The following is a 22,564-nucleotide window of genomic DNA, read 5'->3' on the forward strand; positions in this document are numbered from 1 at the left end:
GAGGTGTGCTGTCCGTCCTGCCTGGGGTGCGGTGCTTCCTTTATTCGGAGCCTATTTGCCATTTTTTGGCTTATTCAGTGGCGATGGACCGCATCCACCGGGGGCTTTGGTCATGAGAAGGGCCCGGCCCTGTGCAAAACAGTGCCGGGCCCTCCCCAGGCCGGTGCCTAGAGCGTCGGGTACAGCGGGAACTTCGCGGCGAGCGCCGAGACGCGCGCCTTCAGGTCGTCCGCGTCGTAGGCGGGCTTCAGCGCCTGCGCGATGATCTCGGCGACCTCGGTGAAGGCCTCGGCGTCGAAACCGCGGGTGGCCAGCGCCGGCGTGCCGATCCGCAGGCCCGAGGTGACCATCGGCGGCCGCGGGTCGTTCGGGATGGCGTTGCGGTTGACCGTGATGCCGACCTCGTGGAGGCGGTCCTCGGCCTGCTGACCGTCCAGCTGGGAGTTGCGCAGGTCGACCAGGACCAGGTGCACGTCGGTGCCGCCGGTGAGGACGTCCACGCCCACGGCCTTGACGTCGTCCTGGACCAGACGGGCGGCGAGGATCTTCGCGCCCTCCAGGGTGCGCTCCTGGCGCTCCTTGAACTCGGGCGAGGCCGCGACCAGGAAGGAGACCGCCTTGGCGGCGATCACGTGCTCCAGCGGGCCGCCCTGCTGGCCCGGGAAGACCGCGGAGTTGATCTTCTTGGCCAGTTCCTGCGTCGACAGGATGACACCTCCGCGCGGACCGCCGAGGGTCTTGTGCGTGGTGGTGGTGACGACGTGGGCGTGCGGTACCGGGTTCGGGTGCAGACCCGCGGCGACCAGGCCGGCGAAGTGCGCCATGTCGACCATCAGGTACGCGCCGACCTCGTCCGCGATGCGGCGGAAGGCGGCGAAGTCCAGCTGGCGCGGGTAGGCGGACCAGCCGGCGACGATCAGCTGCGGCTTGGACTCCTTGGCGAGGCGCTCGACCTCGGCCATGTCGACCTCGCCGGTCTCGTCGACGTGGTACGGAACCACGTTGTAGAGCTTGCCGGAGAAGTTGATCTTCATGCCGTGGGTCAGGTGACCGCCGTGGGCCAGGTTCAGACCCATGATCGTGTCGCCCGGCTTGATCAGCGCGAACATCGCGGCCGCGTTCGCCTGCGCACCCGAGTGGGGCTGCACGTTCGCGGCCTCGGCGCCGAAGAGCGCCTTGATGCGGTCGATCGCGATCTGCTCGACGACGTCGACGTGCTCGCAGCCGCCGTAGTAGCGGCGGCCGGGGTAGCCCTCGGCGTACTTGTTGGTCAGGACCGAGCCCTGGGCCTCCATGACGGCGACCGGAGCGAAGTTCTCCGACGCGATCATTTCCAGGGTCGACTGCTGGCGCACGAGCTCGGCGTCGACGGCGGCGGCGACGTCCGGGTCGAGCTCGTGGAGGGGAGTGTTCAGTACAGACATCAGGGTTCCCTGGGTCAGTTGCCGGCGGTGAGCTTGGCGTACTCGTCGGCGGAGAGCAGGTCGGCCGGCTCCTCCGTGACGCGCACCTTGAAGAGCCAGCCACCCTCGAAGGGGGCCGAGTTCACCAGCGACGGGTCGTCCACGACGTCCTGGTTGAACTCGATGACCTCGCCGGTGACGGGGGAGTACAGGTCGCTGACCGACTTGGTCGACTCCAGCTCGCCACAGGTGTCGCCCGCGGTCACCGTGTGGCCGACCTCGGGAAGCTGGGCGTAGACGACGTCACCGAGCGCGTTGGCCGCGAACTCCGTGATGCCGACCGTCGAGACGCCGCCCTCGGCGTCCGACAGCCACTCGTGCTCCTTGCTGTAACGCAGCTGCTGGGGGTTGCTCATGACCTGATTCTCCTGGATGCGGGGGAGTGGATACGAACGGTGGTCTTGCCTGCGACGCGGATGCCGAGGTGAGGTGAAGGGTTACTTCTGCCGCTTGTAGAACGGCAGGGCCACGACCTCGTACGCCTCATGCGTACCGCGAATGTCCACGCCGACGCCGGAGGTGCCGGGCGCGGCGTGTGCCGCGTCGACATAGGCCATCGCGATCGGCTTGCCCAGTGTCGGGGACGGGGCACCCGAGGTGACCTCGCCGACGACCTGGCCGTCGAAGGTCACGGAGAAGCCCGCGCGCGGGACGCGGCGGCCCTCGGCGATCAGGCCGACCAGCTTGCGCGGCGGATTGGTGGCGGCGCGCTCGGCGGCGGCCTCCAGGGCGGCGCGGCCGACGAAGTCGCCCTCCTTCTCGAACTTCACGACCCGGCCCAGCCCCGCGTCGAACGGGGTGAGGGAGGTGGTCAGCTCGTGCCCGTACAGCGGCATGCCCGCCTCCAGGCGCAGGGTGTCGCGGCAGGACAGACCGGCCGGGACCAGGCCGACGCCCTCGCCCGCCTTGGTCAGCGCCTGCCACAGCTCCACGGCGTGCTCGGGGGCGACGAACAGCTCGAAGCCGTCCTCGCCGGTGTAGCCGGTACGCGCGATCAGCGCGGGCACCCCGGCCACCGTGCCGGGCAGGCCGGCGTAGTACTTCAGACCGTCCAGGTCGGCGTCGGTGAGCGAGGCGAGGATGCCGGGGGACTCCGGACCCTGCACCGCGAGCAGCGCGTACGCGTCGCGGTCGTCGCGGACCTCGGCGTCGAAGCCGGCGGCGCGCTCGGTGATCGCGTCGAGGACGACCTGGGCGTTGGAGGCGTTCGCGACGACCATGTACTCGGTCTCGCCCAGGCGGTAGACGATCAGGTCGTCGAGGATCCCGCCGTCCTCCTGGCAGATGTGCGTGTAGCGGGCGCGGCCGACGCCGACGGTGGAGATGTTGCCGACCAGCGCGTAGTCCAGGACCTTGACGGCCTCGGGGCCGGTCAGGGTGATCTCGCCCATGTGGGAGAGGTCGAACAGACCGGCCTTCGTGCGGACGGCGTTGTGCTCGTCGCGCTCGCTGGCGTACCGCAGGGGCATGTCCCAGCCCGCGAAATCGGTCATGGTCGCACCGAGGGAACGGTGCAGCGCATCGAGGGCGGTCAGGCGGGGGGCAGTGCTCATGGGTGTGGCTCCCGGGTCCCAGGGCATGACATGACGAGGAGGAGTTCCTCCCCATCTGTCATCGGAACCTGAGAGGTTCGCCGAGAGTTCCCCGCTTCCAGGGGAAGGTCTTCGACTTGCACCTTGGGTGGAGCCGGCGCCGGTGCCCTCACGGGCGGTGACGCGGCTCGCTTTTCAGATCTGCCTCATCCACGCGGTACGGGGCCTGAGAGATTCAAGGGAGGTACTTGCTCCTTCGGCGCCCGGGCAGCGCCTTGCGGCGTGCCGGGACTCTCCCGCGCGGATTCAAGCGGCCGGTATGCAGTTGGTGTCCAGATGGCGCACATCATTGCACGGCGTGCGGCCGAATGGGGGAGGGGGGCCGGAAGCGGAGCGAACCGGAGCGGAACCGGAGGTCCCGGATTACCGTCTCTTTACACTCAGGGGGACCGGGTCCTGGTGGCCCGGCGCGGGGGAGGCGATCACTGTGCGGAGATTCGGAGTACTGGCGATTACGGGGACGTTCACCGGCGAGGGCGTGGTGGCCGGAGTACCGACACAGCGCGGTGCCGCACGGGCCGCGGGAGCGGCGGCGCCGGGAGCGGCGGGGGTCCGCGGGGCCTCCGGGGGCGCCGGCGGCCGGCCCGCTCCGGTACGGGACCTGCGCGGGCCCGGGGGCCCGACCCGGCTCCGGTTCGCGGACGGGGACGTCGTGGTGGTCTCGGGACTGCCCGGCGGCGGGAAGAGCACCCTGATCAAGCGGGCCGCTGCGGGCGGCGGCATCGACTCCCAGGACGCGCGCGAGCGGTGGGAGCGCCGGATGCCGGCCGCCCTGCCGTACGCGGTGTACCGACCGGCCGTCCGGATCGCGCACTACTGGGGACTGTGGCGGGTGCTCCGCTCCGGAGCCCCGGCCGTCGTCCACGACTGCGGTACGCAGAGCTGGGTACGGGCCCTGCTCGCCGCGGCCGCCCGGCGGCGCGGGCGCGCGCTGCACCTGGTGCTGCTGGACACCACCCCCGAGGAGGCCCGGGCCGGGCAGGCGGCGCGGGGCCGGGGCGTGTCGGCGTACGCCTTCGCCCGGCACCGGGGCGCGGTGGCCCGGCTGCTGCGCGAGGCCGAGTCGGGCCGCCCGCCGGCCGGCTGCGCCTCGGTGACCCTGCTGGACCGCCCGGCGGCGTCCCGGCTGACGGAGATCGGCTTCCACTGAGGGCGCCCGGTGAGGGCACCCGAGCCCCCGGCGGGGCCGCCGGCCCCGCCCGTTAACCTCGGGCGAGACCAGGAGCGAGCAAGCGGAGGCGTACATGTGGCCGGGGAACGAGCTGGAGCAGGTGCTCGGGGCGGCGCTCGGGCAGCCCGGCGCAGGGGGGCGGATCCTCGAGGTGCTCGGGCGCAGCCAGGTCTGGATCCCGCTGCCCGGCGGGGTGGGCAGCCTGAACCTGCCCACCATGGAGATCAACGGTGCCGCCTACGTGCCCGTCTACAGCTCCGCGGAGCAGTTCCGCGCCTGCGCCGGACCCGCCATGGACTTCGCCGTGGCCCCCGCCGTGGAGTTCGCCCGGGGCCTGCCCCCGCAGCTCGGCATCGCGCTCAACCCCGAGGGGTCCGTCGGCGTGCCGCTGCCCCCGCCCGCCGTCGCGGAGCTCTGCCGGGCCGGCCGCAGCCCGCTCGACGGGTCCGCCACCGGGGGCCGGGTCCGGCTCTTCGAGCCCGACTGGCAGGAGGACCCGGTCGACTTCCTGACCGCCGCCGCCGAGGAGTTCCGTGCCACCGGAGTGGTCGCGGCCGCGTACCGCTGCCTCGCCAGCGTCGAGGCGGGGGCGCCGGAGCTGTACATCGGTGTCCACCTGGTGGGATGGGAGCCCGGTATGCGAAATGCCCCGATGGACGCGCTGGGCCGGGCCCTGACCCGCGTCCCTCCGCCCTGGCCGGTGCAGTTGATCCTGCTGGACGCCGCCGAGGACCCGGTCGTCGACTTTATTCGTGAGCGCGTACGCCCCTTCTACCTGTCGTAGGCACGCTTAAGCTGGTGGCCGACACGCGTGGACGACGGGCGGACGAAGAAACGAAGAGGGGTACCGGGTGAGTGCGTCAGGCACGGCCGCGGTCGGGCAGGTCGAGCACATGCTGCGCCAGGTGACTCCCGGGCGCTACGAGAGCTACGAGTCCCTTCTGCACGCCCTGGCCGAGGGACGGCTGTGGATGCTGCTCTGGCAGGGGCGGCCCGGCTCCTCGGACGCCCAGTACGGTGGCATGGAGGTCGAGGGCATCGGGTACGCGCCCTGCGTGACCTCCCCGCAGGAGCTGGCCGTCAGCGGCTGGAACCGCGGGTACGAGGTGGTCACCGGCCGGGACATCGCCCGCGCCCTGTACCCCGACCGCTGGGGGCTGTGGCTCAATCCGCACGCCCAGGGCGGCGGCGTCGGCATCCCCTGGGCCGACCTGCGCCGGATCGCCACCGGCCTGGACCGGATGCCGGCCGGCCCGCTGCGGCTGTCCGAACCCGCCATCGAGCTTCCGCAGTTCTACGGGCTGCTCACGCAGCACGCGCACCGCACGCCCGCCGTGCGCTCGCTGCGCCGCGCCTGGGTGCAGCCGGCGCTGGGGTCCCCGTACCTCGCCGTCGGGCTCGACCTGTACGACGCCTCCGCGCACGCGCTGGAATCCGTACGGGAGATGATGCGCCAGTCGGTCGGCGCGGTCCCCGAGGGGGTGCCCGTGTGCACGGTCGCGCTCGCGGACGAGCACGATCCGGTGGCGATGTGGCTGAGGGCGCAAACCAGGCCCTTCTACGACCGTGAGGGACAGGCGCCCGCCTACTGAGACATCGCAGCCAAGTCAGCCCGAGGCCGCACGGAACAGTCGTTCCGTGCGGCCTTTGCGTTGTCCTGATTTCGACGTTGATGTACGCCCAATAGGCATGCTAGTACGCCGAGTTGGGCGCCATGTCCGATTCCGTACCGAACAGACGGTCTTGCTCCGCTGAGCCGGCAGTGAAGTCCGGATAACGGGAACTCGACCCTCAGATCACGGTTGCGCATCCATTCACCTGCGGGTCTGGCGGCTGATCGAGCGCCCGATGAAGACTCCCCACCCAAGAGCGGGGTCAGTCCTCCAGGAGTGAATCCGCCACAGGAAATCCGAAGCGGTACCCGCAGCACCTCGCGGTACCTCGCAGTACTTGCAGCACTCGCAGCACCTCGCACTCCGAGCGCCACTCCGCACCAACGCCGCCACAGCGGCGGGCATGGGCCGGCCCACCCGTCGGCCGAGAGGGGTCCCCACCACGATGACGGCACCACTGCACGACATGAGCGCGGAGACACCCGCACCCGTGTCCGTAGCCGACGTCCCCGCCAAGGCCATCGAAGGCCGCTCACCCGGCCGCATCGCCTGGACGCGGCTCAAGCGCGACAGGGTCGCGCTGGCCGGCGGTGTCGTCGTGCTCCTGCTGATCCTCGTCGCGGTCTTCGCGCCGCTGATCGTCTCGCTCCTCGGCCACCCGCCGGAGGAGCCGCACGAGGATCTCCTCGACCCGCTGCTCGGCCTGCCGGCCGGCCCCCGCGGCGGTATGAGCGGCGACTTCCTGCTCGGCATCGAGCCGGTCAACGGCCGCGACGTGTTCAGCCGGATCGTCTACGGCGCCCGCATCTCCCTGCTGGTCGCCTTCCTGTCCGCCGCCGTGGCGGTCGGTCTCGGCACCCTGTTCGGCGTCGTCTCCGGATACTTCGGCGGCTGGGTCGACACCCTCATCAGCCGGGTCATGGACCTGCTGCTGGCCTTCCCGCAGCTGCTCTTCATCATCGCCCTGGTGTCGGTCGTCCCCAACAGCCTCTGGGGCGTTGAGGGTTCGAACCTGCGGATGTGGGTCCTGATCCTGGTCATCGGCTTCTTCGGGTGGCCCTACATCGGCCGCATCGTCCGCGGGCAGACCCTGTCGCTGCGCGAGCGGGAGTACGTCGAGGCCGCGCGCAGCCTGGGCGCGGGACGGGCGTACATCCTCTTCCGCGAGCTGCTCCCCAACCTGGTGGCGCCGATCACCGTCTACACGACGCTGATGATCCCCACCAACGTGCTGACCGAGGCGGCGCTCAGCTTCCTGGGTGTCGGCGTCAAGCCGCCCACACCGTCCTGGGGCGAGACCCTCTCGACGGCCGTGCGCACCTACGAGGACGATCCGCTCTTCATGATCTTCCCCGGTACGGCGATCTTCATCACCGTGCTGGCCTTCAACCTCTTCGGCGACGGCGTCCGCGACGCCCTCGACCCGAAGGGCTCCCGTTAGCCGACCCCGCAGGTCATCCCGCAGGTCAGATCCACAGGGCACACCGGAACCCGGCTTCGAACCGGAATCACAACGGAGGGTTGCGAGCATCGTGACTACCCATCGCATGTCCAAGCGCAAGCTTGCCGCCGGCACGGCAGTCGTGCTCGCGACGATGCTGGCCGCGACCGCCTGTGGCGGCAGCGACAAGAAGACCGACGAGAAGCCCGCCGCCGCGGGCGGCTTCAACGCCGCCATAGGCAAGGTCGCCAACGCCAAGACCGCCAAGGGCGGCGAGCTCAAGTTCGTCGGTACCCAGGAAGCCGACTCGTGGGACCCGCAGCGCGGCTACTACGGCTTCATGTGGGACTTCTCCCGCTACTACACCCGCCAGCTGGTCAGCTTCAAGCCGGAGCCGGGTTCCAAGAGCACCGAGCTCGTCCCCGACCTGGCCACCGCGAACGCGGAGATCAGCGATGGCGGCAAGACCTACAAGTACACCCTGAAGGACAACGTGACCTGGGAGGACGGCACCCCCGTCACCGCCCAGGACATCAAGTACGGCATCGAGCGCACCTGGGCCCAGGACGTCATCTCCGGCGGCCCGGTCTACCTGATGCAGGTCCTCGACCCGAAGACCGAGTACCCGGGCCCGTACAAGGACACCAGCCCGGACAAGCTCGGCCTCAAGGCGATCGAGACCCCGGACGCGAAGACCATCGTCTTCAAGCTCCCGGCGCCCAACGGCGACTTCGAGCAGATGCTGGCCATGCCGGCCGCCAGCCCGGTCAAGCAGGACAAGGACACCGCGGCCAAGTACGGCCTCAAGCCCTTCTCCAGCGGCCCGTACAAGATCGACTCGTACGAGCCCAACAAGAGCATGAAGCTCTCGCGCAACGCGAACTGGAAGCCCGAGTCGGACAAGATCCGCGCGGCGCTCCCGGACTCCATCTCGGTCACGTTCATGGCGAACGCGGACGACATGGACAAGCGCCTGATGAACGGCGAGTTCGACCTGGACATCAACGCGACCGGCATCGGCCAGGCGGCCCGCGCCACCGCGCTGAAGGAGCACAAGGAAAACCTGGACAACGGCCAGACCGGATTCATCCGGTACGCCGTCATGCCGCAGACCGTCGCGCCGTTCGACAACATCGAGTGCCGCAAGGCCGTCATCTACGCGGCCGACCACAAGTCCCTGCAGACCGCCCGCGGCGGCCCGCAGGCCGGTGGCGACATCGCCCCCAACATGCTCCCGCTCGGCATCAAGGGCTCCGACGGCGCGTACGACCCGTACAACGTGCTGAAGAACGACGGCAAGCCGGACACCGAGAAGGCCAAGGCCGCGCTGAAGGCCTGCGGCAAGGAGAGCGGCTTCAAGACCACCATCGCGGTCCGCAACAACAAGCCGGTCGAGGTCGCCACGGCCGTCTCCCTGCAGAACGCCCTGAAGCAGGTCGGCATCGAGGCCGACGTCGACCAGTTCGACGGCGCCCAGACCTCCGGCATCATCGGTTCGCCGAAGGTCGTCAAGGAGAAGGGCTACGGCATCATCATCATGGGCTGGGGCGCCGACTTCCCGACCGGTCAGGGCTTCTCCCAGCCGCTGGTCGACGGTCGCTTCATCCTGCAGAGCGGCAACAACAACTTCTCCGAGCTGAACGACCCCGCGATCAACGCCCTGTTCGACAAGGCCATCGCGGAGACCGACCCGGCCAAGGCCGGTGACATCTACAAGCAGATGAACCAGAAGGTCTCCGAGGCCGCGGTCTACCTGCCCTTCGTCTACGACAAGACGATCTCGTGGCGCAGCAGCCGCCTGACCAACGTCTACACCACCGACGCGTACAACGGCCGGTACGACTACGCCTCGCTCGGCGTCCAGTAGACAAACCGTCCGATTCAGTTCCAGTGCCACACCCGCTAGGCACGAAGGGCAGGTGATGGCCGCGGTGGCGGCTCGGGGACGCTCTCCAGAAGAGGGCGCCCCCGGGCCGCAGCCAGGCCGAGCGCAGTGCTTGCATATCTCATCCGGCGGATCTTCGCCGTCATCGTCATGCTGTTGGTCATCACGCTGGTGACCTTCGGAATCTTCTTCCTCTTCCCGAAGCTGATCGGGACGGACCCTGCCCTGTACTTCGTCGGCAAGCAGTCCGACCCCGCCGCCATCGAGGGCATCCGGCAGAAGATGGGTCTCGACGACCCGATCCTCGTCCAGTTCGGCAAGTTCGTCGTCGGGCTGGTGGCGGGTCGTACGTACGCCAACGGCAACGACGTCACGCAATGCGCCGCGCCCTGCTTCGGCTACTCCTTCAAGACCGAGCAGGAGGTGTGGCCGCTGCTGACCGACTGGCTGCCCGTCACCCTCTCGCTCGCCGCCGGCGCCGTCGTGCTCTGGGTGATCGGTGGTGTCGCCACCGGCATCATCTCCGCCCTCAAGCGCGGTACGGTCCTGGACCGTTCGGCGATGGGCCTGGCCCTCGCCGGCGTCTCCCTGCCGATCTACTTCACCGGCATGCTCGCCATCGCCGTCTTCTCCGACCAGCTCGGCTGGTTCGAGAGGCCGAGCAAGACCTTCGCCGAGGATCCGGGGGCGTGGTTCAACGGCATGATGCTGCCGTGGATCTCGCTCGCCTTCCTCTACGCGGCGATGTACGCGCGACTCACCCGCGCGACCATGCTCGAAGTCCTCAACGAGGACTACATCCGCACCGCGCGCGCCAAGGGACTGACGGAACCCGTCGTCATCGGTAAGCACGCGATGCGCTCGACCATGACCCCGATCCTGACCGTCCTCGGCCTCGACCTGGGCGCCCTGGTGGGCGGTGCGGTGCTCACCGAGAGCACCTTCTCGCTGCACGGCCTCGGCTACAACGCCGTCCGTGCCATCAGCGATCACGATCTGCCGGTCATTCTCGGCATCACCCTGATCGCCGCCTTCTTCGTCGTCGCCGCCAACCTCGTCGTCGACCTCCTGTACGCGGTGATCGACCCCCGAGTGAGGCTGTCATGACCGATTCGACGACGCCCGCCGCGACGGGCGCACTGAACGAGCCCGTCGCCTCCGGCGCGCCGGCGACCGCATTCCTCGACGTACGCGACCTCAAGGTGCACTTCCCCACGGAGGACGGCCTGGTCAAGTCGGTCGACGGGCTCTCCTTCACGCTGGAGAAGGGCAAGACCCTCGGCATCGTCGGTGAGTCCGGCTCCGGCAAATCGGTGACCTCGCTGGGCATCATGGGCCTGCACCGGGTCGGCCAGTACGGCCGCCAGCGCGCCCGGATCTCCGGTGAGATCTGGCTCGACGGCAAGGAACTGCTGTCCAGCCCCGAGGAGGAGGTGCGCAAGCTCCGCGGCAAGGAGATCGCGATGATCTTCCAGGACCCGCTGTCGGCGATGCACCCGTACTTCACGGTCGGCAAGCAGATCGCCGAGGCCTACCGGGTCCACAACAAGGTCGACAAGAAGACCGCCCGCAAGCGGGCCGTGGACCTCCTCGACCGCGTGGGCATCCCCGAGCCGCACAAGCGGGTCGACAGCTACCCGCACGAGTTCTCCGGCGGCATGCGCCAGCGCGCGATGATCGCGATGGCGCTGGTCAACAACCCCGACCTGCTCATCGCGGACGAGCCGACCACCGCCCTCGACGTCACGGTCCAGGCGCAGATCCTCGACCTGATCCGGGACCTGCAGAAGGAGTTCGGCTCCGCGGTCATCATGATCACGCACGACCTCGGCGTGGTCGCCGAGATGGCCGACGACCTCCTCGTGATGTACGGCGGCCGCTGCGTCGAGCGGGGCAGCGCGGAGAAGGTGTTCTACGAGCCCCGCCACCCGTACACCTGGGGACTGCTCGGCTCGATGCCGCGCATCGACCGGGACCAGACCGAGCGCCTCATCCCGGTCAAGGGCTCGCCGCCCAGCCTCATCAACATCCCGAGCGGCTGTGCCTTCAACCCCCGGTGCCCGTACGCCGACCTGCCCAAGGGTGACGTCACGCGCACCGTGCGGCCCGAGCTCGCCCTGGTCGACCGGTCGGCGGAGGGCGCCGGCCGCCACTGGGCCGCCTGCCACCTCTCCCCGGAGCAGCGGGACCGGATCTGGACCGAAGAGATTGCGCCGAAGCTGTGACCGAAATGGCTGAGCCCAACAACGCTGTGCCCAACAACGCTGTGCCCCATGTCAACACGACGGCGGAGTCCACCGGCGTCGTGGTCCCCGCGCAGGCGGTGGACTCCCCGGAGCCGCTGCTGAGGGTGACCGGACTGGTCAAGCACTTCCCCATCTCCAAGGGGCTGCTGCGCCGCCAGGCCGGGGCCGTCAAGGCCGTCGACGGCATCGACTTCGACGTTCGGCGCGGCGAGACCCTCGGCATCGTCGGCGAGTCCGGATGTGGCAAGTCCACGATGGGCCGGCTGATCATGCGGCTCCTCGAACCGACCGGCGGAAAGATCGAGTTCGAGGGCAAGGACATCACGCACCTGAGCGTGTCGGGCATGCGCCCGCTGCGCCGTGACGTGCAGATGATCTTCCAGGATCCGTACGGCTCGCTGAACCCGCGGCACACGGTGGGCACCATCGTCGGGGCCCCGTTCAAGCTCCAGGGCGTCCATCCCGAGGGCGGCCTCAAGGCGGAAGTGCAGCGCCTCCTCTCCCTGGTGGGTCTCAACCCGGAGCACTACAACCGCTACCCGCACGAGTTCTCCGGCGGCCAGCGCCAGCGCATCGGCATCGCGCGGGCCCTGGCGCTGAAGCCGAAGCTGGTCGTGGCCGACGAGCCGGTCTCGGCCCTCGACGTGTCGATCCAGGCCCAGGTGGTCAACCTGCTGGACGACCTCCAGGAGGAGCTCGGCCTCACGTACGTGATCATCGCGCACGACCTGTCGGTCATCCGGCACGTCTCGGACCGCATCGCGGTCATGTACCTCGGCAAGATCGTCGAGCTGGCGGACAACAAGTCGCTGTACAAGGCGCCGATGCACCCGTACACCACGGCCCTGATGTCGGCCGTGCCGGTTCCGGACCCGCGCCGGCGCGGGGTCAAGAGCGGCCGCATCCTGCTCAAGGGCGACGTGCCTTCGCCGATCTCCCCGCCGAGCGGCTGCCGGTTCCACACGCGGTGCTGGAAGGCGACCCAGATCTGCACGACGCAGGAGCCCCCGCTGGTCGCCCTGAAGACAGGCCACCAGGTGGCCTGCCACCACCCGGAGAACGCCCCCGACCAGGCCCCGGGCGACCCGTCCCTCCCGGGCGCCGATTCGGCCGTCGCGACCCCGACGGACTGACCCCCACCCCGGCGGGGCTGCTCGGCCCCGCCGGGGTTTCGCGTCTCCGCGGGGGTTTCCGGCTCCGCCGGGAGAGAATCAGCCCCGCCGGCGATTGAGGGGCGGGGGTTCGGGGGTGGAGCCCCCGACAGAGGCGCCGCACCCGTCCACGGTCCGTACCCCCGAGGAGCCGCACGCCGTCCCGGGGGCCGCGGAGACACCCCGCAGCCGGGGCCACGCCCCACCCGTTCCAGCCCGCCGCCAGGCGACCGGCAGAATGACCCCGTGCTCCACGATCTCTTCCCGCCCGGAGTCCAGCACGCCCTGGACCTCGCGGGCATCTTCGTCTTCGCCACGGCCGGCGCCCTGCTCGCCGTCCGCAAGAACTTCGACGTCTTCGGCATCGTCGTCCTCGCGCTCGTCACCGCCCTCGGCGGCGGCCTCTTCCGCGACCTGGTCATCGGCGCCACCCCCGCCGCGGCCTTCGGCGATCTCGGCTTCTTCGTCACGCCGCTGATCGCCGCGGCGTTCGTCTTCTTCCTGCACCCCGAGGTCCAGCGCATCAACCGCGCCATCAACGTCTTCGACGCGGCCGGCCTCGGGCTGTTCTGCGTGACGGGAACGACCAAGGCGTACGAGTACGGCCTCGGCCTCACGGCGTCCGCCGCGCTCGGGCTGGCGACGGCCGTCGGCGGCGGCGTCCTGCGCGACGTGCTCGTCAACGAGGTGCCGTCGCTGCTGCGCGACCGGGAGATGTACGCCGTACCGGCCGTCATCGGCGCCTCGATGGTGGCCCTCTTCATCAGCTTCGACGTCCTGAACGCCGTCACGACCGGGCTGGCGATCGTCACCACCTTCGTGCTGCGGCTGCTGGCGATCCGCTACCACTGGCGGGCCCCGCTCGCGTGGAACCGCCGCTCGTCGGTGGCGGAGGAGCCGTAGCGGGCGGGGCACGGGCCACCGGGCCACCGGCCGCAGGGTCCCCAGCCACCGGGCCACCAGGCCGCACCAACAAAAGCTACCGCTTAGTAGGTACCCGGTGTACGGTCGTTCCATGTCACACGCAGCTGCCACGGCCACCATCGGCGACAGCGAGTTCGACCGCGACACCGCCATCACCGCCCGCGCGGGCGAGGCCGGGGTGTACGACGCGAACCTCTCCGCCGGGTGGACGATCATCACCGCCGTCAACGGCGGGTACCTCCTGGCCCTCGTGGGCCGCGCCCTGTCGGCGGCCCTGCCGCACCCGGACCCCTTCACGGTCTCCGCGCACTACCTGACCTCCTCCGTGCCCGGCCCCGCCGTGATCCGCACCGAGGTCGTACGCGTCGGCCGCACGCTCTCCACCGGCCAGGCCTCGCTCCTCCAGTACGACGAGAACGGCGCCGAGATCGAGCGGATCCGCGTCCTGGCCTCGTACGGGGAGCTCGCGGCGCTCCCGGACGCCGTCCACACGACGGCCCTCCCGCCCGTCATCCCCGCCTACGAGGACTGCCTCGGCCCCGAGGCCGGTCCGGCCCCGATCCCCGGCAGCTCGGCGATCGTCGACCGCCTCCGGCTGCGGTTGGACCCGGCGACGGCCGGCTGGGCGGTCGGACGGCCGTCGGGCAAGGGCGAGATGCGGTCCTGGTTCGAGCTCGCCGACGGGCGCGACGCGGACCCCCTCTCCCTCCTCCTGGCGGTGGACGCGCTCCCGCCGACCTCCTTCGACCTCGGGCTCCTCGGCTGGACCCCGACGGTGGAACTCACCACCCACATCCGCCACCGTCCGGCTCCCGGCCCGCTCCGGGTCTCGATCACCACCCGCAACCTGGCGGGGGGCTTCCTGGAGGAGGACGCGGAGGTCTGGGACTCGGCGGACCGGCTGGTGGCGCAGTCCCGCCAACTGGCCCGCGCCCCGCGGGTGGCCCCCGAGGCCACTTCCTGACGCGCTGCTCGGGGCGGGGCGGTCGGCCCTGCGGGGCGCGGAGCCCCAAGGGCCCCGGGCGCGGACCGGCTCCACGGATCAGGGCGGAGCGCTGGGAACGGTGGAAGGGCGGGTGGGGGACTCGCCCCGCGGAGCCGACCACCCCGCAGGCCCGGCCGTCGGGCCGGAGCCCGTGGCGGCCGGGAATCGGCGGCAGGCGCCTGCCGGGGGAATCCCGGGCACGGGGGACTCGTAGAATCGAGGGATCATGGCCTACCTCGACCACGCCGCCACCACTCCGATGCTCCCGGAGGCCGCTGCGGCGATGACCGCGCAGTTCGCCGTCACGGGCAACGCGTCCTCCCTGCATGCCGCCGGCCGCCGCGCCCGCCGCACCGTCGAGGAGGCCCGCGAGGCCCTCGCCGACGCACTCGGGGCCCGTCCGAGCGAGGTGGTCTTCACCGCGGGCGGCACGGAGGCCGACAACCTCGCCGTCAAGGGGCTCTACTGGGCCCGCCGCGACGCCGATCCCGCCCGGACCCGCGTCCTCGCCAGCCCCGTCGAGCACCACGCCGTCCTCGACGCCGTGCACTGGCTCGCCGAGCACGAGGGGGCCCAGGTCGAGTACCTCCCGGTCGACCGCTACGGCCGCGTGCACCCGGAGGCCTTCCGCGAGGCGATCGAGCGGGGTCCTGACGACGTCGCCCTCGCCACCGTCATGTGGGCCAACAACGAGATCGGCACCGTCATGCCGGTCGCCGAACTGGCCGCCGTCGCCCGCGAGTTCGGCATCCCGCTGCACTCCGACGCCGTCCAGGCCTTCGGCCAGCTCGATGTCCGCTTCGGTGACAGCGGCCTCGCCGCGATGACCGTCAGCGGTCACAAGGTCGGCGGACCGTACGGGATCGGCGCGCTGCTGCTCGGCCGCGACCAGAGCCCCGTACCCGTCCTGCACGGCGGCGGCCAGGAGCGGCACGTCCGCTCGGGCACCCTCGACGTCCCGGCCATCGCCGCCTTCGCGGTGGCAGCCGTACTCGCCGCCGAGCGGCGCGAACGGTTCGCCACCGAGATCGGCGCCCTGCGCGACGCGCTCGTCGCCTCCGTGCTCCGTGAGGTCCCCGACGCGGTCCTGGGCGGTGACCCGGCCGACCGGCTCCCCGCCAACGCCCACTTCAGCTTCCCCGGCTGCGAGGGGGACTCCCTGCTGCTCCTGCTCGACGCCCAGGGCATCGAGTGCTCCACCGGCTCCGCCTGCACGGCGGGCGTGGCGCAGCCCAGCCACGTCCTGCTGGCCACCGGCACCGACCCGCGCCTGGCCCGGGGCACCCTGCGGTTCTCCCTCGGCCACACCTCCACGAAGGCCGACGTGGAAGCGGTCGCCGCAGCCATCGGCCCGGCCGTCGCCCGGGCCCGTACGGCCGGACTGAGCTAGGGCACTCGGCGCCGCCGTCGCCGTGGGCCTCGGCCTCGCCGTCACGGTGACGGTCAAGCGCCGTCGCCGCTGACCCTCCGCCCCGGCCCTGAGCCGTCGGACACCCCCTGGGCCGCCCGCTCGGCCAGCGCTTCGCCGATCATGCGGATGTACCGCGCCCAGTCCCAGTGGGGCCCGGGGTCCGTGTGGTCGGCGCCCGGCACCTCGGAGTGCCCGAGGACGTGCTTGCGGTCGGCGGGTATGCCGTACCGCCGGCAGATGTCGGCGGCGAGCCGCGCCGAAGCCCCGTACATCGCGTCCGTGAAGTCCCGCGGCCGGTCCACGAACCCGACGTGCTCGATGCCGACGCTGCGCTCGTTCATGGAGCGGCTGCCCGAGTGGAAGGCGACGTCGAGCTCGCGGACCATCTGCTCCACGTGGCCGTCCTGGCCGACTATGTAGTGCGCCGAAGCCTTGTGGAACGGATTCCTGAAGGCGTCCACCGACGATTCGAAGCTGCCCTGTGTGACATGCACGACGATCCGGTCCACCCGGTAGTCGGCGGGCCGGTCCGCCAGCCGCCAGTTCGCCGGTGAGGCGGCCGTCCAGGTCGCCCCCGCGTGGTCCAGCGCGCCGTCCTGTCGCGGCTTGGACACCCCCGGCAGCAGCCACCAGGCCCGCCCGAGCTCGTCGCGCCCGGCGACCGCCGCCACCCCGAGGACACCCAGCCCGCCTAACAGCACCGCCCTGCGGGTCCGCCCCGGCCGCCCGGCCCCCCTACCCCTCTTGCCGCCCGCACCACCCGTACCGCTCGAGCTGCCCTTACCGGCCTTGCCGGCCTTGCCGCCCTTGGTCCCCATGGTGATCCACCCCCTGCCACCGACAACGCGCTGTGACCCGGCGCGGTTCCCCCGTACCCTGGACGGTGCTATGACTGAGAACCTGCCGAGCGGTCCCCGCCCCCTTCGCGTCCTCGCCGCCATGTCCGGCGGCGTGGACTCCGCCGTCGCCGCCGCCCGCGCGGTCGAGGCCGGACACGACGTGACCGGTGTCCACCTCGCCCTCTCCGCGAATCCGCAGTCCTTCCGGACCGGTGCCCGCGGCTGCTGCACGATCGAGGACTCCCGCGATGCCCGCCGCGCCGCCGACGTCATCGGCATCCCCTTCTACGTCTGGGACCTCGCCGAGCGCTTCCGTGAGGACGTCGTCGAGGACTTCGTCGCCGAGTACGAGGCCGGGCGCACCCCGAACCCGTGCCTGCGCTGCAACGAGAAGATCAAGTTCGCGGCGCTGCTCGACAAGGCCCTCGCCCTCGGCTTCGACGCCGTGTGCACCGGCCACTACGCCACCGTCGTACTGAACGACGACGGCTCCCGCGAACTGCACCGCGCCTCGGACATGGCCAAGGACCAGTCCTACGTCCTCGGCGTGCTCGACGAGAAGCAGCTCGCCCACGCGCTCTTCCCGCTCGGTGACACCCTCACCACCAAGGAGGAGATCCGCGCGGAGGCCGAGGAGCGCGGCCTGGCCGTCGCGAAGAAGCCCGACAGCCACGACATCTGCTTCATCGCCGACGGAGACACCCAGGGCTTCCTCGCGAACCGCCTGGGCAAGGCCGAGGGCGACATCGTCGACGAGGCCACCGGCGAGAAGGTCGGCACCCACGAGGGCGCCTTCGGGTTCACCATCGGCCAGCGCAAGGGCCTGCGGATCGGCCACCCGGCCCCCGACGGCAAGCCGCGCTACGTCCTGGACATCTCCCCGGTGAACAACACCGTCACCGTCGGCCCCGTCGAGGCCCTCGACGTCACCGCCCTCACCGCGATCCGCCCCCGCTGGTGCGGCTCCACGGCCGCCGCCCCGGGGACGTACACCGCGCAGCTGCGCGCCCACGGCGGCGAGACCGAGGTCTTCGCCGAGCTGGTCGGGGACGAACTGCGCGTCCGCTTCAGCGAGCCGGTCCGCGGCGTGGCCCCCGGCCAGGCGATCGTCCTCTACGACGGCACCCGCGTGGTCGGCTCCGCCACCATCGCCGCGACGACCAGGGCCACAGCGGCGGCGGTCTGAGCCGTCTCCGGGCCGTCGGGGATCAGGCCGCCACCGTCAGCACGATCTTGCCGGTGGTCCGCCCGCGCTCGCCGATCTCGTGGGCCTTCGCGGCCTCGGCGAGCGGCAGCACCGTGTCGACGACCGGCCGCAGCCGGCCGTCCGCCACCAGTGCGGCCACGGCCTTGAGGCCCGCGTAGTCCGGCTCGACCAGGGTCCAGCCGGTGTGCACGCCGGGCGCGTGGGCCGGTACGTCGTCCGGGCTCGGCAGGGTCACCAGGTGCCCGCCGGGCTTGAGGACGGCCAGCGAGCGCTGCCCGTAGTCCCCGCCGACGGAGTCCAGCACGATGTCCACGTCCGCGCCGACCGCCTCGGCGAAGTCGGCGGAGTGGTAGTCGATCAGCTCGTCGGCGCCCAGCGAGCGCAGCAGCTCGTGCTTGCCGGCGCTGGCGGTGCCGATCACGTACGCCCCGTACGCCTTGGCGATCTGCACCGCGAGGTGGCCCACGCCGCCCGCCGCCGCGTGGATCAGTACCCGCTGCCCGGAGGTGAGGCCCGCCGTGTCGACCAGCGACTGGTAGGCGGTCAGGGCGGCCAGCGGCAGCGCGGCCGCGCCGGTGTGGTCGATGTTCGCGGGCTTGCGGACGAAGTGCCGGGCCGGGGCCGTCACGTACTCGGCGTACGCGCTCGCCTGGTGCGGGAAACGCGGCATGCCGAAGACCTCGTCGCCCGGCTGGAACAGCGTCACCCCCGGGCCGACCGCCTCGACCGTGCCGGACACGTCCCAGCCGACGGCCGGGACCGGGCCCCAGGAGATCAGGCCGCCGGTGGCGCGGGTCTTCCAGTCGACCGGGTTCACGCCCGCCGCGTGCACCCGCACCAGGATCTCGGCGGCGCCCGGCTCCGGCCGGTCCACCTCGGTCTCGGTGAGTACTTCCGGTCCGCCCCACTGGCTGACGACGACGGCACGCATGGATGTCTCCTCTGGTCGATCGGTCGTTTTCCTGCTGATTCACGAGAGTCTGTGCAGGTCCCGGCGGGTTTCCTCCACTGGGTGCCTTCAGCCTGACGTCCCGTGCCCCTACGTGGAACTGGCCGTACGGCCACTATGTGACAGAATCTGGCCATGAGCTCCGTGCACCGCATCGCCGTACTCGCCCTCGAAGGGGTCCCCCCGTTCGAGCTCGGCATCCCCTCCCGGGTCTTCGGAAACGCCTTCGGCGAGGACCGGCAGCCGCTCTACGAGGTGACCGTCTGCACCGCCGACGGCGCGCCCGTGACCAGCGACGCCGGGTTCACCGTCGGGGTCCGCGCGGGGGCCGAGGCGCTGGCCGCCGCCGACACGGTGATCGTCCCGCCCACCCACGCCATGGACGGGCTGATGCGGGGCGCCCCGCTGCCGCCGGAGCTCAAGGACGCCCTGGCCGCGATCCGCCCCGGCACCCGGATCGTCTCCATCTGCACCGGCTCCACCGTCCTCGCCGCCGCCGGGATGCTCGACGGCCGGCGCGCGACCACGCACTGGGTGCACGCGCCCGAGTTCCAGCGGGCCTTCCCGCTCGTCGAGCTCGACGAGGACGTGCTCTTCGTCGACGACGGCGACATCCTCACCTCGGCGGGCGTCGCGGCCGGGGTCGACCTCTGCCTGTACCTGATCCGCGGCGACCACGGCACGGCCGTCGCGAACCTGGCCGCGCGCCTGTGCGTCGTACCGCCGTGGCGCGACGGCGGCCAGGCCCAGTACATCGACCGGCCCGTCCCGGAACCCACCCTCACCAGCACCACCGCCACCCGCGCCTGGGCCCTGGAACGGCTGGCCGAGCCCATCGCGCTCGCCGAGCTCGCCGCCCACGCGCGGATGAGCCTGCGCACCTTCACCCGGCGGTTCCGCGACGAGGTCGGCATGACCCCGGTGCAGTGGCTCACCGGCCAACGCCTCGAAGTGGCCCGCCACTTGCTGGAGTCCAGCGACCTGCCCGTCGACCTGGTCGCGCACCGCTCGGGCTTCGGATCCGCCAACTCGCTGCGCCAGCACATGCGGACGGCACTGGGAGTCTCCCCGATCGCCTACCGCCGCACGTTCCAGCCCAACTCGCCGGTGACCGAACAGCATTGAGCCGCGGCAACCTCCGATGACCCCGGAGGTAATCGCCAGCGGGGGCGTCGGCGGGCAGGATCGGACCAACAAGCCGATCACGCAGGGAAGACGAGGCCCGACATGACCGCCTACGCCATCGCCCACATACGCCCCGAGACCATGAACGAGGACATCCTCCGCTACATCGAGGAGATCCAGGCCACCATGGACCCCTTCGGCGGGCGCTTCCTCGTCCACGGCCGCCAGGTGGAGGTCGTGGAGGGCGCCTGGCCCGGCACCGTCGTCATGATCGCCTTCCCCGACATCGAGCGGACCCGCGCCTGGTACGGGTCCCCCGCCTACCAGGCCCTCATCCCGCTGCGCGCCGACCACATCGCCGGGGACATCATCCTCGTCGACGGGGTCCCCGCCGACTACGACGCCTCGAAGACGGCGGCGACCCTGCGCGCCGAGGCCGGTCTCTGACGACGGCGGAGCGCGCCACCCACCTCATCGGCCGCCGCCGCTGCCACTCCTCCTTCGGCGGGGTCGGCCTTGACCTCGACCTCCTCGGCGGCCCGCGAACCTTCTTCCCCTTCGCCGAGGCCCACGACGAGGCGAGCCGCCCCTGGTACGACGACGAGGTGTGCGAGGCCGGCGCATACGTCGACGGGGGGCCGGGGGACCCGGAGCGGCGGCTCGTGGGGTGGTGGCACACGACACGGCGGCCGGGGCCCGCCGCGACCCTGTGAACCGTCCGTCCGGTCGGACTCTTTCGATCTTGCGGGCCCGCTGCACCCAGCAAGATCGAAAGAGACGAGCCAACCCCGCCCGAGGCCCTGGCCGGGACCCGGGCAGGTGGGGTCGCAGGGCGTGGGCGGGTGCGAGCATGGGCGGTATGCCTACTCACCTGATCACCGGCGCCGGCTCCGGCATCGGCGCTGCCGTCGCGGCCCGCCTCCACGCCCGCGGCGACGACCTCGTACTCCTCGCCCGCGACGCCGCCCGCGCCAAGCAGCTCACCGACCGTTACCCCGGATCCCGCGCGCTCGTCGGGGACCTCGCCGACCCCGACCGGCTGTCCTGGGCCTTCTCCAAGCAGGCCGTCCCCGAGCGGATCGACTCCCTCCTGCACATCGCCGGCATCGTCGACCTCGGCCCCGTCGGCGAGCTGCGCCCCAAGACCTGGCACCAGCAGCTCAACGTCAACCTCGTCGCCCCCGCCGAGGTGACCCGCCTGCTGCTGCCCACCCTGCGCGCCTCCCGCACGACCATCGTCTTCGTGAACTCCGGCGCCGGCCTCACCGCGCACGCCGACTGGAGCGCGTACGCCGCCTCCAAGCACGGGCTGAAGGCCCTCGCCGACTCGCTGCGGGAGGAGGAGAAGGAGAACGGCATCCGCGTCACCTCCGTCTACCCCGGCCGCACCGCCACCCCGATGCAGGCCAAGGTCCGCTCGCAGGAGGGCGAGTCCTACGACGCCGCCGACTGGATCGACGCCGAGTCCGTCGCGACCACCATCGTGATGGCCGTCGACCTGCCCCGCGACGCCGTGGTGTCCGACCTCACCGTCAGGCCCGGCCGATGAGTGCGAGCCCCACCGGCGGAGCCACCGGCATCGGCTCGCTCCCCGGCGACGACGCCCGCGAAGCGGCCAGGACCGTCACCGGCTCCTTCGAGGAGTTCCCGTACCTTCCCGAGCTGCCCGCCCGGGGACCCGGCGCGGACATGATCGGCCGTTCCCTCGGGCTGCTCGTGGACATGTACGCCCACGTCGAGCCCAGCGGCTGGCGGATCAGCGACCGCCCCGGCCGCGACAGCAAGCGGGCCCGCTCCTGGCTCGGTGAGGACCTCGACGCCCTGGAGGAGTTCACCCAGGGGTACGAGGGCCGGCTCAAGGTCCAGGCCGTCGGCCCGTGGACACTGGCCGCCTCCCTGGAGATGCACGGCGGCGAGTCCATGCTCCAGGACCCGGGCGCCTGCCGGGACCTGGCCGGATCCCTCGCCGAAGGTGTCCGCGAGCACCTGGCCGACGTACGCAAGCGCATCCCCGGCGCCCAGGTCGTGCTGCAGTACGACGAGCCCTCGCTCACGGCGGTCCTGCTCGGCCGGGTGCGCTCGGCCAGCGGCTACCGCACCTACCGCGCCGTCGACCGCCAGGTCGTCGAAGGGACGCTGCGCGAGCTGTTCGCCGTCCACGACGGCGAGGTGATCGTCCACTCCTGCGCACCCGAGGTCCCCTTCGGCCTGCTGCGGCGCGCCGGGGTCTCGGGCGTGTCGTTCGATTTCTCGCTGCTCACTGAGCGCGAGGACGACGCCATCGGAGAGGCCGTCGAAGGCGGTACGAAACTCTTCGCCGGAGTGGTGCCCGGCACCGACGGCCCGTTGTCGGACCCGGGCGGTAGCGTCATGGGTGTCAGGAAGCTCTGGCGCAGGCTGGGGCTGACCCCGGGGACTCTGGCGGAGTCCGTCGTGATCACCCCTTCGTGCGGTCTGGCGGGCGCTTCGCCCGCGTACGCACGAGCGGTCCAGGCGCACTGCGTCAGGGCGGCGAGGTCGCTCGCCGACAACCCTGAGTGATGGATCGAGACGGGTCACGGG

General features: G+C 71.4%; 21 protein-coding genes and 1 riboswitch. Of the genes, 16 read left to right on the plus strand and 5 right to left on the minus strand.

Annotation, left to right across the window (positions count from 1 at the left end; translation table 11 throughout):
• Window positions 1–167: 167 nt before the first annotated feature.
• From glyA to gcvT, 3 genes are all read right to left on the minus strand, one after another.
• Window positions 168–1,424, minus strand: a complete 1,257-nt coding sequence (gene glyA / locus OG389_RS26335; RefSeq protein WP_328300918.1) for a serine hydroxymethyltransferase — start codon at window positions 1,422–1,424, stop codon at window positions 168–170.
• A gap of 14 nt (window positions 1,425–1,438) precedes the next feature.
• Window positions 1,439–1,819 carry a glycine cleavage system protein GcvH gene (gene gcvH / locus OG389_RS26340; RefSeq protein ID WP_328300919.1) on the minus strand — a complete coding sequence of 127 codons (381 nt, stop codon included), beginning with the start codon at window positions 1,817–1,819 and terminating at the stop codon, window positions 1,439–1,441.
• A gap of 81 nt (window positions 1,820–1,900) precedes the next feature.
• Window positions 1,901–3,016 carry a glycine cleavage system aminomethyltransferase GcvT gene (gene gcvT / locus OG389_RS26345; RefSeq protein ID WP_328300920.1) on the minus strand — a complete coding sequence of 372 codons (1,116 nt, stop codon included), beginning with the start codon at window positions 3,014–3,016 and terminating at the stop codon, window positions 1,901–1,903.
• A 184-nt stretch (window positions 3,017–3,200) separates the two neighbouring features.
• Window positions 3,201–3,304, minus strand: a riboswitch (glycine riboswitch).
• Between the two features lie 232 nt (window positions 3,305–3,536).
• Between gcvT and OG389_RS26350 the strand changes: the two genes are divergently transcribed.
• The 11 genes from OG389_RS26350 to OG389_RS26400 all read left to right on the plus strand — a co-directional run bounded on the left by OG389_RS26350 (window position 3,537) and on the right by OG389_RS26400 (window position 15,861).
• A complete protein-coding gene (locus OG389_RS26350) occupies window positions 3,537–4,205 on the plus strand; it encodes an AAA family ATPase (RefSeq protein WP_443059463.1) in 669 nt (222 codons plus the stop codon).
• A gap of 94 nt (window positions 4,206–4,299) precedes the next feature.
• Window positions 4,300–5,010, plus strand: a complete 711-nt coding sequence (locus tag OG389_RS26355; protein WP_328300921.1) for an enhanced serine sensitivity protein SseB — start codon at window positions 4,300–4,302, stop codon at window positions 5,008–5,010.
• Window positions 5,011–5,077: 67 nt separating this feature from the next.
• Window positions 5,078–5,818, plus strand: a complete 741-nt coding sequence (locus OG389_RS26360; RefSeq protein WP_328300922.1) for an enhanced serine sensitivity protein SseB C-terminal domain-containing protein — start codon at window positions 5,078–5,080, stop codon at window positions 5,816–5,818.
• Between the two features lie 466 nt (window positions 5,819–6,284).
• Window positions 6,285–7,280, plus strand: coding sequence for an ABC transporter permease (locus tag OG389_RS26365; RefSeq protein WP_328300924.1), 996 nt, complete (start codon window positions 6,285–6,287; stop codon window positions 7,278–7,280).
• Window positions 7,281–7,386: 106 nt separating this feature from the next.
• Window positions 7,387–9,147, plus strand: coding sequence for an ABC transporter substrate-binding protein (locus OG389_RS26370; RefSeq protein WP_328300925.1), 1,761 nt, complete (start codon window positions 7,387–7,389; stop codon window positions 9,145–9,147).
• Between the two features lie 126 nt (window positions 9,148–9,273).
• Window positions 9,274–10,272: an ABC transporter permease gene (locus OG389_RS26375; RefSeq protein ID WP_328300926.1), complete on the plus strand. Its 999-nt coding sequence runs from the start codon at window positions 9,274–9,276 to the stop codon at window positions 10,270–10,272.
• Complete coding sequence (locus OG389_RS26380; RefSeq protein WP_328300927.1) at window positions 10,269–11,390, plus strand: ABC transporter ATP-binding protein; 1,122 nt, start codon at window positions 10,269–10,271, stop codon at window positions 11,388–11,390. Before OG389_RS26375 ends, OG389_RS26380 begins: the two co-directional genes overlap by 4 nt.
• 5 nt (window positions 11,391–11,395) lie before the next feature.
• Window positions 11,396–12,544: an ABC transporter ATP-binding protein gene (locus tag OG389_RS26385; RefSeq protein ID WP_328300928.1), complete on the plus strand. Its 1,149-nt coding sequence runs from the start codon at window positions 11,396–11,398 to the stop codon at window positions 12,542–12,544.
• A gap of 264 nt (window positions 12,545–12,808) precedes the next feature.
• Window positions 12,809–13,465: a trimeric intracellular cation channel family protein gene (locus OG389_RS26390; RefSeq protein ID WP_328300929.1), complete on the plus strand. Its 657-nt coding sequence runs from the start codon at window positions 12,809–12,811 to the stop codon at window positions 13,463–13,465.
• Between the two features lie 112 nt (window positions 13,466–13,577).
• Entirely contained in the window at window positions 13,578–14,450 is an 873-nt protein-coding gene (locus OG389_RS26395; RefSeq protein WP_328300930.1) for a thioesterase family protein, read from the plus strand.
• Between the two features lie 247 nt (window positions 14,451–14,697).
• Complete coding sequence (locus OG389_RS26400; RefSeq protein WP_328300931.1) at window positions 14,698–15,861, plus strand: cysteine desulfurase family protein; 1,164 nt, start codon at window positions 14,698–14,700, stop codon at window positions 15,859–15,861.
• A 53-nt stretch (window positions 15,862–15,914) separates the two neighbouring features.
• Here OG389_RS26400 and OG389_RS26405 read toward each other — a convergent pair whose 3' ends face one another.
• Complete coding sequence (locus tag OG389_RS26405) at window positions 15,915–16,700, minus strand: N-acetylmuramoyl-L-alanine amidase (RefSeq protein WP_328300932.1); 786 nt, start codon at window positions 16,698–16,700, stop codon at window positions 15,915–15,917.
• Between the two features lie 70 nt (window positions 16,701–16,770).
• On the opposite strand from OG389_RS26405, the gene mnmA reads away from it, so the two are divergent.
• The gene (gene mnmA, locus OG389_RS26410) at window positions 16,771–17,907 is read left to right on the plus strand and encodes a tRNA 2-thiouridine(34) synthase MnmA (protein ID WP_328300933.1); all 1,137 of its coding nucleotides are present in this window, start codon (window positions 16,771–16,773) and stop codon (window positions 17,905–17,907) included.
• Between the two features lie 22 nt (window positions 17,908–17,929).
• Here mnmA and OG389_RS26415 read toward each other — a convergent pair whose 3' ends face one another.
• Window positions 17,930–18,859 carry an NADP-dependent oxidoreductase gene (locus OG389_RS26415; protein WP_328300934.1) on the minus strand — a complete coding sequence of 310 codons (930 nt, stop codon included), beginning with the start codon at window positions 18,857–18,859 and terminating at the stop codon, window positions 17,930–17,932.
• Window positions 18,860–19,012: 153 nt separating this feature from the next.
• Between OG389_RS26415 and OG389_RS26420 the strand changes: the two genes are divergently transcribed.
• The 4 genes from OG389_RS26420 (at window position 19,013) to OG389_RS26435 (ending at window position 22,543) form a co-directional block, all read left to right on the plus strand.
• A complete protein-coding gene (locus OG389_RS26420; protein ID WP_328300935.1) occupies window positions 19,013–20,002 on the plus strand; it encodes a GlxA family transcriptional regulator in 990 nt (329 codons plus the stop codon).
• Window positions 20,003–20,104: 102 nt separating this feature from the next.
• Window positions 20,105–20,449 carry a DUF1330 domain-containing protein gene (locus OG389_RS26425; RefSeq protein ID WP_328300936.1) on the plus strand — a complete coding sequence of 115 codons (345 nt, stop codon included), beginning with the start codon at window positions 20,105–20,107 and terminating at the stop codon, window positions 20,447–20,449.
• Between the two features lie 412 nt (window positions 20,450–20,861).
• A complete protein-coding gene (locus OG389_RS26430) occupies window positions 20,862–21,551 on the plus strand; it encodes an SDR family oxidoreductase (protein WP_328300937.1) in 690 nt (229 codons plus the stop codon).
• Complete coding sequence (locus OG389_RS26435) at window positions 21,548–22,543, plus strand: methionine synthase (RefSeq protein ID WP_328300938.1); 996 nt, start codon at window positions 21,548–21,550, stop codon at window positions 22,541–22,543. Before OG389_RS26430 ends, OG389_RS26435 begins: the two co-directional genes overlap by 4 nt.
• Window positions 22,544–22,564 lie beyond the last annotated feature (21 nt).

Origin of the sequence: Streptomyces sp. NBC_00435 (genome assembly GCF_036014235.1) — a bacterium.
GTDB lineage: Bacteria > Actinomycetota > Actinomycetes > Streptomycetales > Streptomycetaceae > Streptomyces.

Excerpts from the sequence above, each read along its gene's own strand:
- glyA (WP_328300918.1), bottom strand. The coding sequence starts at position 1,424 with ATGTCTGTACTGAACACTCCCCTCCACGAGCTCGACCCGGACGTCGCC.
- gcvH (WP_328300919.1), bottom strand. The coding sequence starts at position 1,819 with ATGAGCAACCCCCAGCAGCTGCGTTACAGCAAGGAGCACGAGTGGCTG.
- gcvT (WP_328300920.1), bottom strand. The coding sequence starts at position 3,016 with ATGAGCACTGCCCCCCGCCTGACCGCCCTCGATGCGCTGCACCGTTCC.
- OG389_RS26355 (WP_328300921.1), top strand. The coding sequence starts at position 4,300 with ATGTGGCCGGGGAACGAGCTGGAGCAGGTGCTCGGGGCGGCGCTCGGG.
- OG389_RS26365 (WP_328300924.1), top strand. The coding sequence starts at position 6,285 with ATGACGGCACCACTGCACGACATGAGCGCGGAGACACCCGCACCCGTG.
- OG389_RS26370 (WP_328300925.1), top strand. The coding sequence starts at position 7,387 with ATGTCCAAGCGCAAGCTTGCCGCCGGCACGGCAGTCGTGCTCGCGACG.
- OG389_RS26380 (WP_328300927.1), top strand. The coding sequence starts at position 10,269 with ATGACCGATTCGACGACGCCCGCCGCGACGGGCGCACTGAACGAGCCC.
- OG389_RS26385 (WP_328300928.1), top strand. The coding sequence starts at position 11,396 with ATGGCTGAGCCCAACAACGCTGTGCCCAACAACGCTGTGCCCCATGTC.
- OG389_RS26395 (WP_328300930.1), top strand. The coding sequence starts at position 13,578 with ATGTCACACGCAGCTGCCACGGCCACCATCGGCGACAGCGAGTTCGAC.
- OG389_RS26400 (WP_328300931.1), top strand. The coding sequence starts at position 14,698 with ATGGCCTACCTCGACCACGCCGCCACCACTCCGATGCTCCCGGAGGCC.
- OG389_RS26405 (WP_328300932.1), bottom strand. The coding sequence starts at position 16,700 with ATGGGGACCAAGGGCGGCAAGGCCGGCAAGGCCGGTAAGGGCAGCTCG.
- mnmA (WP_328300933.1), top strand. The coding sequence starts at position 16,771 with ATGACTGAGAACCTGCCGAGCGGTCCCCGCCCCCTTCGCGTCCTCGCC.
- OG389_RS26415 (WP_328300934.1), bottom strand. The coding sequence starts at position 18,859 with ATGCGTGCCGTCGTCGTCAGCCAGTGGGGCGGACCGGAAGTACTCACC.
- OG389_RS26420 (WP_328300935.1), top strand. The coding sequence starts at position 19,013 with ATGAGCTCCGTGCACCGCATCGCCGTACTCGCCCTCGAAGGGGTCCCC.
- OG389_RS26425 (WP_328300936.1), top strand. The coding sequence starts at position 20,105 with ATGACCGCCTACGCCATCGCCCACATACGCCCCGAGACCATGAACGAG.
- OG389_RS26430 (WP_328300937.1), top strand. The coding sequence starts at position 20,862 with ATGCCTACTCACCTGATCACCGGCGCCGGCTCCGGCATCGGCGCTGCC.
- OG389_RS26435 (WP_328300938.1), top strand. The coding sequence starts at position 21,548 with ATGAGTGCGAGCCCCACCGGCGGAGCCACCGGCATCGGCTCGCTCCCC.